Annotated in this window: 14 protein-coding genes; 10 read left to right on the top strand and 4 right to left on the bottom strand. The window is 74.3% G+C overall.

Going from position 1 to position 13,173, the window contains the following annotated elements; genetic code table 11:
- Positions 1 to 24: 24 nt before the first annotated feature.
- The 3 genes from M3677_RS06535 to M3677_RS06525 form a co-directional block, all read right to left on the bottom strand.
- Positions 25 to 903 carry a family 16 glycosylhydrolase gene (locus tag M3677_RS06535; RefSeq protein ID WP_251160083.1) on the bottom strand — a complete coding sequence of 293 codons (879 nt, stop codon included), beginning with the start codon at positions 901 to 903 and terminating at the stop codon, positions 25 to 27.
- A gap of 132 nt (positions 904 to 1,035) precedes the next feature.
- Complete coding sequence (locus tag M3677_RS06530; protein ID WP_251160082.1) at positions 1,036 to 2,346, bottom strand: PP2C family protein-serine/threonine phosphatase; 1,311 nt, start codon at positions 2,344 to 2,346, stop codon at positions 1,036 to 1,038.
- Between the two features lie 138 nt (positions 2,347 to 2,484).
- On the bottom strand, positions 2,485 to 2,748 hold the full coding sequence (locus M3677_RS06525) for a hypothetical protein (protein ID WP_251160081.1): 264 nt from the start codon (positions 2,746 to 2,748) through the stop codon (positions 2,485 to 2,487).
- Between the two features lie 98 nt (positions 2,749 to 2,846).
- Here M3677_RS06525 and M3677_RS06520 point away from each other — a divergent pair, with 98 nt between their 5' ends.
- The 5 genes from M3677_RS06520 (at position 2,847) to M3677_RS06500 (ending at position 7,878) form a co-directional block, all read left to right on the top strand.
- Positions 2,847 to 3,809: an SDR family oxidoreductase gene (locus M3677_RS06520; protein WP_066658122.1), complete on the top strand. Its 963-nt coding sequence runs from the start codon at positions 2,847 to 2,849 to the stop codon at positions 3,807 to 3,809.
- A gap of 82 nt (positions 3,810 to 3,891) precedes the next feature.
- On the top strand, positions 3,892 to 5,376 hold the full coding sequence (locus M3677_RS18355) for a reverse transcriptase family protein (protein ID WP_066653981.1): 1,485 nt from the start codon (positions 3,892 to 3,894) through the stop codon (positions 5,374 to 5,376).
- Positions 5,377 to 5,525: 149 nt separating this feature from the next.
- Entirely contained in the window at positions 5,526 to 6,494 is a 969-nt protein-coding gene (locus M3677_RS18350) for a helix-turn-helix transcriptional regulator (protein ID WP_144411287.1), read from the top strand.
- 58 nt (positions 6,495 to 6,552) lie between these two features.
- The gene (locus M3677_RS06505; protein WP_066653985.1) at positions 6,553 to 6,804 is read left to right on the top strand and encodes a DUF4287 domain-containing protein; all 252 of its coding nucleotides are present in this window, start codon (positions 6,553 to 6,555) and stop codon (positions 6,802 to 6,804) included.
- Between the two features lie 63 nt (positions 6,805 to 6,867).
- Positions 6,868 to 7,878, top strand: coding sequence for a hypothetical protein (locus tag M3677_RS06500; protein ID WP_251160080.1), 1,011 nt, complete (start codon positions 6,868 to 6,870; stop codon positions 7,876 to 7,878).
- On the opposite strand, the gene M3677_RS06495 is transcribed toward M3677_RS06500, so the two are convergent.
- A complete protein-coding gene (locus tag M3677_RS06495; protein ID WP_251160079.1) occupies positions 7,866 to 8,834 on the bottom strand; it encodes an AraC family transcriptional regulator in 969 nt (322 codons plus the stop codon). The two genes, M3677_RS06500 and M3677_RS06495, sit on opposite strands and share 13 nt — an antisense overlap.
- A 241-nt stretch (positions 8,835 to 9,075) precedes the next feature.
- Between M3677_RS06495 and M3677_RS06490 the strand changes: the two genes are divergently transcribed.
- The 5 genes from M3677_RS06490 to M3677_RS06470 form a co-directional block, all read left to right on the top strand.
- Positions 9,076 to 9,273, top strand: coding sequence for a hypothetical protein (locus M3677_RS06490; protein WP_066653991.1), 198 nt, complete (start codon positions 9,076 to 9,078; stop codon positions 9,271 to 9,273).
- Positions 9,270 to 9,473, top strand: a complete 204-nt coding sequence (locus M3677_RS06485) for a hypothetical protein (RefSeq protein WP_066653993.1) — start codon at positions 9,270 to 9,272, stop codon at positions 9,471 to 9,473. Before M3677_RS06490 ends, M3677_RS06485 begins: the two co-directional genes overlap by 4 nt.
- A 38-nt stretch (positions 9,474 to 9,511) precedes the next feature.
- On the top strand, positions 9,512 to 10,108 hold the full coding sequence (locus tag M3677_RS06480) for a TetR/AcrR family transcriptional regulator (RefSeq protein ID WP_066653996.1): 597 nt from the start codon (positions 9,512 to 9,514) through the stop codon (positions 10,106 to 10,108).
- Between the two features lie 73 nt (positions 10,109 to 10,181).
- Positions 10,182 to 11,519: an alpha/beta fold hydrolase gene (locus M3677_RS06475; protein WP_066653998.1), complete on the top strand. Its 1,338-nt coding sequence runs from the start codon at positions 10,182 to 10,184 to the stop codon at positions 11,517 to 11,519.
- On the top strand, positions 11,516 to 13,173 hold a 1,658-nt coding region (locus M3677_RS06470; protein WP_251160078.1), incomplete at its 3' end, for a GMC family oxidoreductase. The genes M3677_RS06475 and M3677_RS06470, both read left to right, overlap by 4 nt.

Here is a 13,173-nt window from a genome sequence, read left to right as displayed (position 1 = left end):
TCGCCCAGCAGGTCCCGTTCGCCGTCAGGCCTGCTGCCAGACCCGCACCCAGTCGACGAGCATCTGCTGCGGGAACCGCGTGGTCGCGTCCGGCGACCCGGGCCAGGTGCCGCCCACGGCGACGTTGAGCAGCACGAAGAACGGCTTGTCGAAGACCCACGGCGACGTCCCCACGTCGGCCCGGGTGACCGTGCGCTGCGCGACGCCGTCGACGAGCCACGTGACCGATCCCGGGCGCCAATCGACCCCGAAGACGTGGTGGGCGTCCGCCCAGGCCGCACCGTTCGGCAGGGTCGCAGCGGCCGACAGCCCCTGCGCTCCCGAGTAGCCGGGTCCGTGCACGGTGCCGTGCACGACACCGGGCTCGTACCCGACGTTCTCCATCACGTCGATCTCGCCGCAGGCCGGCCATCCGACCTGCCCGATGTCCGCGCCGAGCATCCAGAACGCGGGCCAGATCCCCTGCCCGCGCGGGATCCGGATGCGTGCCTCGATCCGGCCGTACTGCGCGGTGAAGGTGCCCTCGGTCTTCAGCCGCGCGGAGGTGTACGTGCCGTCGGGCTCGCGTCGCGCGGTGATGACGAGGTTGCCCGCGCCGTCCAGCGCGCTGTTCCGTCGCGAGTCGGTGTAGGTCTGCAGCTCGGCGTTCCCCCACCCGCCGGTGCCCGTGTCGAACCGCCAGATCCCCGGGTTCGGGGCGCTGCCGGCGGCGCCGTCGAACTCGTCAGCGGCGAGGAGCACCCCTCCGGACGACGTCGTGGTGGCCGCCGCGGCGTGGTCGTCCGGCGTCAGTGCCGCTCCGACGGCGGCCGTCGTGGCTGCGGCGCTGCCCAGCCCGAGCGCCAGGAAGCGGCGTCGGTCGACGGTGTGGGCGGCGTCGGTCGGCGTGTGGTCGTGCAGCATCCGGGGGATCCCTGTTCTCTGGCCCGTCGGTGGACGGGACGCACGATCATCACCCGTGATCGGTCCGGTGACCAGTCCACACTTCGAGGGACACGCGCGCCGGACCGCGGTCGCGACGAGGGGTCGGTCCGCTCAGGGGACGTAGCCGACGCACAGCACGGTGACGTCGTCGGGGTGCTCGTCGGCGTGCGCGAGCTCGGCGATGCCGTCGACGACCTGCTGCGGGTGGTCCCGCTCCGCCACCCACGCCTCGAAGCGGTCGAGCGAGTCGAGGTCGCCGCCGAACAGGTCGAGCACGCCGTCGCTCACGGCCACGATGACGTCGCCGGGCTCGAGGACGGTGTCCTCGGCGGTCCAGCTCGTGCCGACACCGATCGGCAGGTGCGCCGACCGCAGCGGGCGGACGGTGCCGTCGACGCTCCGCAGCACCGTCAGCCCGTGCCCGGCGTCCACCCACCGGGCGTGCCCGTCACGGTCGACCCGCACGTGGAAGCACGTCGTGAACTGTCCGCTGGTCAGGTCGGACGTCCCGGTCGCGAGCCCGGTCGCGGCGCGGCGGACGGCGACCGCGGGGTCGGACTCGTCGACGGTGCTGCGGATGAGCGAGCGCACGGCGGCGGCGATCATGCCCGCGCCGACGCCCTTGCCCATCACGTCGCCGAGGGTGAAGGCGGCGCCGCCGGGGGTGGGGAACCAGTCGTAGAAGTCGCCGCCGACCGTCCGCGCGGGGATGCACACGCCCACCGCGCGGAGCTCCCCGGGCAGCCCCGCGGCGGTCGTCGGCAGGAGCGACTGCTGCACGAGGGCCGCGCGGTCGATCTCGCCCTCGGCCACACGACGCCGGCGCTGCACCGCGGCGAGCTGGAGGCCGGCCTGCCGCGCGAGCTCGTTCGTCACGGCAGCCGTCGCCCCGAACACGAACACGACGATGAACAGCCGCACGAGCTCGCTCGGCCGCGGTTCGGTCGGGGAGATCGCGTAGGACAGCAGCAGCGTGCCGGTCGTGCCGAGCACCGGCCACACCACGTGCCGTCGCCCGGGGTTCGCGGCGACCCACACCACGGGCAGCACCACGATCGCGGTGAAGACCGAGGCGGCGTCGCCGGTGCCGTAGCGCAGGAAGCCGACCGCGAAGAAGTCGATCGCGGGGACGAGCAGCTCGACCCGCATCGCCGCGGACGAGCGCACGGCGACGGCGGCGAAGACCAGACCGAGGAGGGCGATCGCGACCCCGCTCCACATCAGCGGGGCGTCGGTGACCTCGAGCCACGGGGAGAAGGTGCTCCCCACGGCAGCCCCGACGATCAGCGCGGCGATGATGGTCTGCTTCGCCAGCGGAGCCCACGACGTCCGGAGGCCGCCGAGCACGATCGGACCGGTGTCGTCGCGCACGCTGATCGTCCACGTCGGCGTCGACGAGGGGCGGTCCGCGGTGCTCGTCACGCGGTCGAGTCAACCCGGACGGGGTGTTCCGGGCAACCCCACTCCGAGGGCCGGGCGTGTTGAGCCGCGCTCACGCGACGCGGCTCACACGACGATCGGTCGTCGCGCCTGCGCTCGCGCGACGGTCGACCGCCGGTCTCAGAGGCCGAGACGGAAGGCGAGGGGGACGAGCAGCCCGGCGACCCAGACGAGCACCATCACCAGCGCGCCCGCGGCGAGCCACCGCCGACGACGGCGGAGCCTCGGGCTGCGGTCCTCGCCCCACATCTGCGCCCGGACCAGCGTCCGGTTCGCCTGCTCGACGACGCGGCGGACCTCGGGGTCCCCGAGCGGGAGCGCCCCGGACCGGGCGTGCTCGGCGATCGCCGTCGCCTCCTCGATCGTCAGCTCGTCCTTCGGCATGCGCCCATCGTCGCACCCCCGGGCACGTCCGGGAAGCCGTGGGGCAACCGCACCCGGCCTGGGCGTCGTCGCAGCCGGTCGCGGGTAGCAACGAGGTCATGACCAAACGGTTCCGCGGGAAGATCGTCGTCGTCACCGGAGCATCGAGCGGCATCGGGAGGGCCGCGGCGCACGAGTTCGCCCGACAGGGGGCCACCCTCGTGCTCGCCGCTCGCAGCCACGACAGCCTCGAGGCCGCCGCGGCCGAGTGCCGGTCACTCGGCGCCGAGGCGGTCGCGATCCCGACCGACGTCGCCGACGAGCACGCCGTGCGCGACCTCGTCGCCACCACCACCGCACGGTTCGGCCGGATCGACGTCTTCGTCGGCAACGCGGCGCTCTTCGTCTACGGGCTCTTCGAGCAGACCCCGACGAAGGCGTTCAAGCGCGTCGTCGACACGAACCTGTACGGGCACCTCCACGCGATCTCCGCGCTGCTGCCGCACTGGAAGCAGCGCGGCACGGGGACGTACGTGCTCGTCGGGTCGATCCAGTCGCTGCTCTCCGCGCCGTACCAGTCGGCGTACGTGACGAGCAAGCACGCCGCACTCGGTCTGGTCGACGTCCTCGGCGACGAGTACGCGGGCACCGGGATCCGGTTCACCGCCCTGCTCCCCTCGACGATCGACACCCCGATCTACCAGAACGGGGCGAACTACACCGGCAAGACCTCGCACCCCCTGCCGCCCACCGTGTCGGTCGAGCGCGCCGGTCGGGCCGTCGTCCGCGCCGCGCTGCACCCGAAGCGCTACCGCTTCGTCGGGCGGATCCAGGCGTCGCTCGTGCCGCTGCAGTACGTGTTCCCGGGACTGTTCCACAAGATCACGAAGCCGATGGTGGAGACGTTCGCGCTCCGGGGCAAGGGCGTGCCGAGCGACGGCAACCTGTACGAGCCCGCCGACGCCCACAACGCCACCGACGGCGGCTGGGTGGCGAAGCGCCGCCGCGTGACGCGTCCGCTCGTCTGGGCGGGCATCGCCGCGGTGGTCGGCACGGTCCTGCTCGGCCGCCCACGCCGCTAGCGGGACAGGAGCCGGACGGGAGGCGCTTGGCTGCCCGGCCGCGCGCCTCCCGTCCGTCGGTCGCTCGCCGTAGGGTGACCGCGTGGAGTTCCCGGGGGAGGCGGCCGACGCGCGCGACGCGTCGACCTCTCCGGGGTCACCCCGGGGCACGCAGGACCAGCAGGACGACACGCCCCGAGCGGGACGGCGCGCTCCGCGCGCGACGCCGCACGGAGGCACCGACGGGTCCTCCGGGAACCCCACGCCCCTCGAGGTCGTGGCGACGGCGCTCGCCGACGCCTTCCTCACCGCCGACTCGTGGGCCGTCGACGACCTGACCGCCGCCGGCTACGCCGTGGTCGGCGTCGACCGCGCCTACGTGGGACGAGCCGTCGGGGCGGCGCTCGACACCTACCCGCGACCGCCCGTCGACGCACCCCGCCAGCTCGCCCGGGTGCTCGCCGCGGCGCCCCGGCTCGCCGCCCTGCACCGCTCCCGCGAGGCCCGGCGTCCGGTCCGCGTGCTCGCCCGTCCGGTCACCGCCGTCCGCGCACGCCCCGCAACCGAGAGCCCGCTGCTCGTCGACACGCTCCCGGAGCTCGCCCGGGCGCTCGACGTCACCGTCGGTCGGCTGCTCTGGCTCGCCGACACCCGGGCGTGGAACCGGCACGCCCCGGCGGGCAGTCCGCTCCACCACGTCCGGCACGAGTGGGTGGTCCGGCCCGGACGGGTACCGCGCCTGCTCGAGAAGCCGATGGACCTGCTCCGCCGGACGCAGCGCACCGTCCTGGACGGCCTGCTGGTCCGGCTCCCGGTGCACGACGCCGCCCACGGGTTCGTGGCGGGACGGAGCGTCGTCACCGGCGCCGCGGTGCACACCGGGCAGCACGTCGTGCTCAGCGCCGACCTGACCACGTTCTTCGCCAGCGTCACCGCCCCGACGGTCTACGGCGTGTTCCGGTCCGCCGGCTACGCGGAACCGCTCGCGCACGTCCTGACCGGGCTCTGCACCCACCGGGTCCCGCCCCACGTCCTCACCGCGATGCCCGCCGGCGGGAGTCCCGAGGAACGCGCCGCGCTGCGCGAGGCCCTCGCCGTCGCCCACCTGCCACAGGGCGCGCCCTCGTCGCCGGCCCTCGCCAACACGGCGCTGCGGCACCTCGACGCCCGCCTCGCCGGCTGGGCGGGAGCGACCGGTGCCCGGTACACCCGTTACGCCGACGACCTGACCTTCAGCGGCGACCACCGGTTGGCCGCCCGACCCGACGCCTTCCTGCGCGGCGTCGAGCGGATCGTGACCGAGCAGGGGTACCGGCTCAACCCCCGCAAGAGCCGGGTCCGGAGGCGGGGGAGCCGGCAGTCGGTCACGGGGGTCGTCGTCAACGAGCGGCCGTCGCCCGGTCGCCGTGAGGTCGACCGGCTGCACGCCGTCCTGCACAACTGCGTCGTCCACGGCCCGGCATCGCAGGACCGCGCCGGGCACCCCGACCTCCGCGCGCACCTGCTCGGCCGGATCGGCTGGGTCGAGCAGGTGCACCCCGGTCGCGCGCGGCGACTGCGCGAGGAGTTCGCCCGCATCCGGTGGTGACCCGTCCGCACGCTCCGCCGTCCGCCGTCCGCCGTCCGCCGTCCGCCGTCCGCCCTCGGCCGTCCGGAGGTGCACGGACGGCGACTCCGACACCGTGACACGCTGTCCGGGAAGCGCACACCGGCCGCCGGTCCTGAGACCATGCGATCGTGACTGGGCAGGCACGAGGGACGGAGCACCCCACGTTCCGACGCTTCCGCGTGGAGGCGGTCAGCGAGCACCGGGGTGACGAACTCGACGAGATCTACGGGACCGCCGGCGGGATCGACAGCGCGCTCGACACCTTCCGCTACCTCGGCGCGGGCGACGCCGAGGTCTCGGTCCGCCGGGCCGAGGTCCAGGGCACGCGGGCCGGCGTCATGCAGCCGCGCGACGAGCACATCGTCTTCTGGATCGGGGACGGCAGTGCGACCATCGAGGACCTCGACGGCGGCGACCCGCTCGCCGTGCAGCCGGGTGCACCGGTCCTGCTCACCGCCTCGCGTCGCTACGCCTTCACGGCGGACGTCCGCACGATCACGATGGTCCACCTGTCGGACCGCGTGCTCCGTCGCGCGCTCGTGCGCAGGGGACACCTGCCGACCGGGCCGGTGGTCCTCGCGCCTGAGTCCCCGGACGAGTCCGCGCGGCGGGCCCTGCGTGCCGTGATCCGTGCGCACGGTGGACCGGTCATGGACGCCGCGCTCGCCGACGCCGTCCGACAGACGATCAACGCGGAGATCGCCGACGCCGTCGTGGCGGCCTTCCCGGTCCTGCCGGCCGTCGCGCCGACCGGCCGTGGCTCCGCCGCGCGCGCAGCGGAGTGGATCCGCGCGCACGCCGACCAGCCGGTCACGCTCCGGGACATCGCGGACGCCGTCGGGATCAGCGAGCGGGGACTGCAGAACGCGATGCACCGTCGGTTCGGGGAGTCGCCGATGGCCAGGCTCCGGGCGGAGCGGCTCGACGGTGCCCGACGGGAGCTCGAGACGTCCGGCGGGGACCTCCTGGTGGCCGACGTCGCGCGCCGGTGGCAGTGGGCGCACCTCGGTCGGTTCGCCGCCGCGTACGCCGACCGCTTCGGCGAGCACCCGAGCGACACCCTGCACCGCAGCCGGCGGGACGACGGGTTCCGCTGAGGCCACGGCGGCGGCGCCGGCGTCCGCACCTCCTGCGACCACGGCTACCCTGGCGGCCATGACGACACGCCGCGTGACCGCTCCGGAGCCGCCGGAGGACGGGTCGAAGCCGAAGGGCCCCGCCTCGTACTTCCCGAGCATCGAGCGGACCTACGGGCGCCCCGTGCAGGACTGGCTCGACCTGGTCGCCGAGCAGCTGGACGGGCACCGGCACGCGGAGGTGGTGGCCTGGCTGAAGGACGAGCACGGGTTCGGCCACGGGCACGCGAACGCGGTCGTCGGGTACGTCCGGAACGCGCTCGACGGCTGACCCGGCCCGGGCGCCCGACGGTTCGGCATCCGCGGTGTCGGTGGTGCTCCCTACGGTGACGGCGTGGTCGAACCGGTGGACGCGTGGTGGCGACGGCGACAGTGGTCGCGGGGCACCGCCGTACCGTACGCCGTCGGCGAGTTCCGCTCGGCGTGGGCGTCGTACCCGGTGCTCGTGCGGCAGTACCACCCGGAGTGGAACCACGGCGTGGTGCTCACGCAGGTGCCGCCCGCGGCCGAGGTCCTGCTGACGTGGGAGTGCGACGTCGGTCACGTCTTCGTCGCAACGCCTGCCGAGCAGCGGTCGCGACCCGGGCGGGAGCGCCGACGGTCCGTCTGGTGCCCCGAGTGCCACCTGCAGGCGGCACCGCAGCGGTGGCCGGTGCTCCCCGAGGACTGGCCGGCAGCGGTCCCGCCGCCGCAGCGGGCGGAGCGGGTCAGCGGCCGCCGGACGCTCCCGTCGGCTCCGGGGCGAGGCCCGGTCCCCGGCGTGGGCCGGGTGCCGACCGGTGCGGTGGCGTCGTCCCGATCGGGGGCTCGTGCTGCGGGACGGTCGGGCGCACGCTCGACACGGGCGAGCGGTGCACGGTCGTCGCAGCCGGTCCCGCGGTCGATCTGCACGAAGACCCCGAGGGTCCCGTCGGGCGACTCCTTCACGAGCGTGTGCGCCCCCGCGCCGGCGTCGGCGGTCGAGGCCGACCTGCGGCAGGCGCTGCGCGACCGGTTCGCCTTCACGTTCGACCACACGGCCATCCGGCTCGACCGCCCGTTCTTCGACCACGTCGAGGCCTGGCCGGACATCGTGCTCCCGGAGCTGCGCGTCGCGATCGAGTACGACAGCACGGGCCGACACGGGCTCGAGCACGTCGGACCCCGGCAGGAGACCGACCGGCGGAAGGACCGTGCCGTCCGCGCCGTCGGGTGGGAGGTCGTACGGATCCGCACCGGCCGCCTGCCGGCGCTCGGTCCGTACGACCTCGAGGTGTCCGGCATCTCCGGGCGCACGATCGAGCGGCTCGTCGACACCCTGCGGGACCTCCGCGGAGCGCTCTTCGTCGACGCCTACGCGCGCTGACGGCCGGATCGGCGCAGGGTCTGACGCGGGTACTCGCCGTGGCGCTGCTGGTAGGTCGCGGAGAAGCGGCCCGCGTGGGCGAACCCCCACTCGCGCGCGACCTCGGCGATGTTCGTCGTCGCCGGGTCGCCGGCGAGCAGCGCCTCGCGCACGCGGTCGAGCCGGACCTGTCGGATGTACGCGTTCGGCGAGAGCTCGAAGGTCCGCTGGAACGCCGTCTGGAGGGCGCGGAGACTGAGTGACGCGACCCGCGCCAGGTCGGTGCTCGTGATCGGCAGGTGCGCGTGCTCGTGGACGTACTCGACGGCTCGTCGGACGTGCGCGTTGCGGGGGAGCAGCAGCTCGTCCGGCAGCGAGGCGCTGACGATCGGGTACAGCTCCAGCAGTGCCAGCGCCCCGAGCCGACCCATCTCGGCCTGCAGCAGCGGGGAGGCACGGCGGTCGAGGACGGTGTGCGAGATGAGCTGGACGCTGCTCCGCCAGACGCGCATCGCCCGCTCGTCCGGTCGGACGGTGTGGTCGAGCACGAGCTGCCCGGGCGCGGTCCCGCGTTCACCGGCGACCTCCTCGAGGGCGCTCCGGTTGACCTGGACGATGCGCTGGTCGTAGTCGTCGTACGAGAACGCGGCGCCCTGCTGCGGCCAGAGCTGCGGTCGACCGGGCTCCATCACGATCCGGGCGTCTCCCGACCCGATCGCAGCGGTGCCGCGGGTCGTCCACTGCACCACGAAGTCGTCGGACGGCGTCATGACGCCCTCGAGGTGGCCGTCGAAGCGGATCGACCGCAGCGACATCGCGGCGTCCCCCACCGCCGAGTAGCGGAACGCGAACGGCTGTCCGGTCGCGTCGGCGCTCCACTCGTTCCCCGCGTAGGCGGTCGCGAGGAAGTCGCGGGCTTCGTCGAGGTCGGAGCTCTGGGTCTCGACGTCGATGCGTGGCGGCGTGATCGGGTTCATGGGTCCCGTGCATTCTGTCCGCCGGACGCGGCGCTGTCCGGACACCGGTGTCCCCGGTCCGGGGGTGGACGACGTGGTCCGCACAGCAGGGATGTCCGGAGATCGTCGGACGAGGACTGCCGGACGTCCGTCTTTCGTCGTCGTCGCCCGGTCGGCGTCCGCCCGGCGCCGCGGTCTCCTAGCGTCCTCGGTGGACGGGTGCCGGATCGGCCGGCCCCCCGGAGACCCGAGGACGACGACCGTGACCATCATCGCCACCGACCTGGACACCGGACCCACCACCGCCCGCGCCGCCGGGATCGGTCGCACGACCCCGCGGTTCGCCGAGGTGGTGGAGGCCCGCCGACAGCGTGGCCTCCAGATCGCCGCGGTGTCGACCGGTCTGCTCTCGGTGACCGTCGCCGCGTCCGCAGCGATCCTGCTGGGACTGTCCGCATGAGCATCCCGCGCAACGAACTCGGCATCCGCGGGTCGCGGCTCTCCCGCGGGACCCGCGCGCTGCCCGGGGCGGACCACTCGGTAGCCGACACCGTGCTGCCGGTCCGACGGTCGGCCGCCGCCGACGCACCGACGCAGCCGATCGACATGCGAGCCCTGCTCGCCGAGGCCCTCGACGCCGCTCGCGTGTCGGGCCAGTAGGCTCGCGCCACCCGCGGTCCCGACCCTGCAGAAGGCACATGACCCTCCTCACCCTGACCCCCACCGTCCGTGAGTCCCCGGCACAACGCCGGGCGTCGACCGCGGCGGACACCCTGTTCACACGGCACGGCGTCACCCCGGTGACGCTCGACGACGTCGCGGACGAGGCCGGACTCACGCGCGACGAGCTCACTGCCGCGTACCCGTCGAAGCGGGAGCTCGTCATCGCCGTGCTCCAGCGCTGGCACGGCGCGTGGCGACGGGCACTCGACGGCATCGCTCGGGACGCCGACGATCCGCGGGACGAGGTCCTCGGGGTGTTCGGGTACCTGGAGCAGTGCTTCGCCGACGAGGGCTGGCGCGGCTGCGCGTTCATCAACGGGCACGCGGAACTCGGGCGCACCGACCCGGCGATCGCCGAGCTCGCGCGAGCGCACTTCGCCGACGTCGAGGCACACCTGACGCAGCTCTGCACGCGTGCCGGCGTGCCGTCGCACGTGGCGCAGGCGCTCTCGTTGCTCGTCGAGGGTGCCCGGGTGGAGTCCGCGGTGCAGCGGTCGGCGCAGCCCGCACGGGTGGCTCGCCTGGGTGCCGCGATGCTCCTCTCGGTCTACGAACCGCGCACGTCCTCCTGACATCGCCCGCCGGGGTACGTCGCAGGGGTACAGGAGCCTGGGTCCCGCGCGATCCGGACGGTAGGAACGAAGGATGACAGCGACCGCCTTCTGCCTGCACGCGCTGGGCTCGAGCTCGGAGGAGTTCGCCCTCCTCCGCTCCGAGCTCGCCGGCACCCTCGACCTCGTCGGCATCGACCTGCCGGGCTTCGGGCGGAGCCCCGCCTCCGGCGGCACGACCGTCGAGGAGATGGCCGTGCTCGTCGAGCGGGCGATCGGTGCGAGCGGCGCCACCGAGTGGGCGATCGTGGGCCACTCGATGGGCGGCAAGGTCGCGACGGTCGTCGCCGACCGCACGGTCTCGGGCGCGAACGGCCTGTTCGGGCTCCGCGCCGTCGTCCTCCTCGCCGCCTCGCCCCTCGCTCCCGAGCCGATGGACGAGGACCGCCGCGACGCGATGCTCTCGTGGGCCGCGGACGGGCCGATCGAGCCGGACCACGCGGCGGAGTTCGTCGACGCGAACACCGCCGACGTGCTGTCCCCGGACCGGCACGAGCAGGCCGTCCAGGACGTGCGCCGCACCGACCCGCGCGCCTGGCGCGACTGGCTGCTCCGCGGTAGTCGGGAGGACTGGTCGACCACGGCCGAGCCGAACCCCGTCCCGGCGCTCGTGCTCGCCGGCGCCGAGGACGGCGACCTGGCGGCCGGAGCGCAGCGTCGCCTCACAATGCCGCACTGGCCCGCCGCCGAGCTGCACGAGGTACCGGGCGCCGCGCACCTGCTGCCGTGGGAGCGCCCGCAGGAGGTCGCCGCGCTCGTGCGCAGCTTCTGGGAGCGGCGTGTCGCCCACGGACCGGTCGTCCCCGCCGACCAGGCCCGGGTGATCGCCTCGCCGCGGGTGAGTGCTCGGACCCGGGGCGTGCTCGCGGTGCGTGCGCTGCCCGACGACCCCGCCGCGACGCCGGACGCCCTGTCCCCGCAGCAGCTCGACGTGCTCCGGGCGGTGGCTCGGATCGTCGTCCCGCAGGCAGGGCCGGGAGAGGTGGACGTCGCGCTCCGTGTCGACCGTCAGCTCGCCGCCGGGCAGGGCGACGGATGGCGGCCCGACGGGATGCCGGAGGACGCCGACGCCTACCGCGGCGCGCTGGACGTGCTCGCGACGGTCGGTTCCGACGACCTGCCCGCGGTGCTCGAGGACGTCGCCGCCGGCCGGTACCGGTCGGACGGCCCGCTCGGGGCGGAACAGCTGCGCGTCTGGTTCGAGGACGCCAGCGTGGACCTCGTGAAGCAGTGGCTCGCCCACCCCGCCACGATGTCCGAGATCGACTACGACGGCTTCGCCAACGGTGGCGACGGCGTCCGGAAGCAGGGCTTCCAGCTGCTCGGAGCCGGGCAGCGGGAAGCGTGGGAACCCGAGGGAGCAGGACGATGAGACTCGACGCACAGCGCCACCACCAGGACGACGAGGTCGTCGACGTCGTCGTCGTCGGGACGGGTGCCGGCGGCGCCCCGCTGACCGCTCGCCTCGCCCGCGAGGGCCTGAGCGTCGTCGCGTTCGAGGCTGGTCGGAACACCGAGCCCGGCGACCACACGCCCGACGAGGTCGAGGCACCGGCGGACATCAACTGGATGGACGAACGCATCAGCGGTGGTGCCGCTCCGACGGCCTTCGGTCCGAACAACAGCGGGACCGGCGTCGGCGGCTCCACCCTGCACTGGGGTGCCTTCACCCCGCGCCCGAGCACGCACGACCTCCGTCTGCGCACCGAGAGCGGGCAGGGCGAGGACTGGCCGATCGACCACGCCGAGCTCACCGCGTACATCGAGCGCGTCGAGCACGAGGTCGGCGTCGCCGGCCCCGCGCACTACCCGTGGGACCCGGACCGCCGGTACCGGATGGGTCCGCCCGCGCGGAACGCCTCGTCGGACATGATGATGCGCGGCACCGCGGCGCTCGGCATCACCGCGACGGACGCACCGGTCGCCCTGACCACCGAGGACCGGGTGCAGGAGCACCACGGGCTGCGCCAGGCGTGCGTGTCCTGCGGGTCGTGCCACCAGGGCTGCCGCAACGGGGCGAAGGTGTCGATGGACACGACCTACCTGCCCGCCGCCGTCGCCTTCGGCGCGGAGATCCGTCCGGAGTCGTTCGTGCACGGCATCGAGCTCGACGCCGACGGCAGGGTGTGCGCCGTGCTCTACACGCGCGACGGCCGTGAGCGCCGCCAGCGGTGCCGGTCCCTCGTGCTGGCCGCGGGCGGGGTGGAGACGCCGCGTCTGCTCCTGCACACCGGGCTGGCCAACAGCAGCGGCCAGGTCGGTCGGAACTTCACGGCGCACGGGGCGACCCAGGTGTGGGCGACCTTCGACGAGTCGATGCGGTCGTACCGCGGCTACCCGTCGTCGATCATCACCGAGGACTTCGTCCGGCCCGCGGACGCCGACTTCGCCGGTGGGTACCTGATCCAGAGCCTCGGCGTCCAGCCGCTGACCTTCGCGACCACCCTGGTCCGTGGCGGGGGGCTGCGCGGTGCCGAGCTCGTCAAGGCCATGCGCGACTACCCGCGGACGGCCGGCGTCGGGATCAACGCCGAGTGCCTGCCGTACGACGACAACCGGCTCGTGCTCTCCGACGACCTCGACGAGCACGGCGTGCCGCGGGCCCGTGTGACGTTCTCGCCGGGTTCGAACGAGGACGCGATCCGCGCCCACGCCGTCCGCACGATGACCGCCATCGTCGAGGCCGCCGGCGGGACCGACGTCCGGGTGCTCGAACGCACCGCCCACACGATCGGGACGGCGCGCATGGGTTCCGACGCCGGGTCGTCCGTCGTCGACCCGGCGGGTCGGTCGTGGGACGTGCCGAACCTGTGGGTCTGCGACAACTCGGTGTTCCCGAGTGCCGTCATCGCGAACCCCGCGCTCACGATCATGGCGCTGTCCCTGCGCACCGCCGACCGGTTCCTGCGGGACGACCCGGCAGCAGACCGGCAGCGCGTCCTCCGTTCCGACGTGCTCCGCCGCGACCTCGGCGACCAGGGTCACGTGTCCGCCGCAGAGCGGCAGGACGGCGGCGAAGCCGTCCG

The sequence above is a fragment of the Curtobacterium sp. P97 genome (assembly GCF_023712445.1).
Taxonomy (GTDB): domain Bacteria; phylum Actinomycetota; class Actinomycetes; order Actinomycetales; family Microbacteriaceae; genus Curtobacterium.
This window is presented reverse-complemented; position numbering and strand designations above follow the sequence as displayed.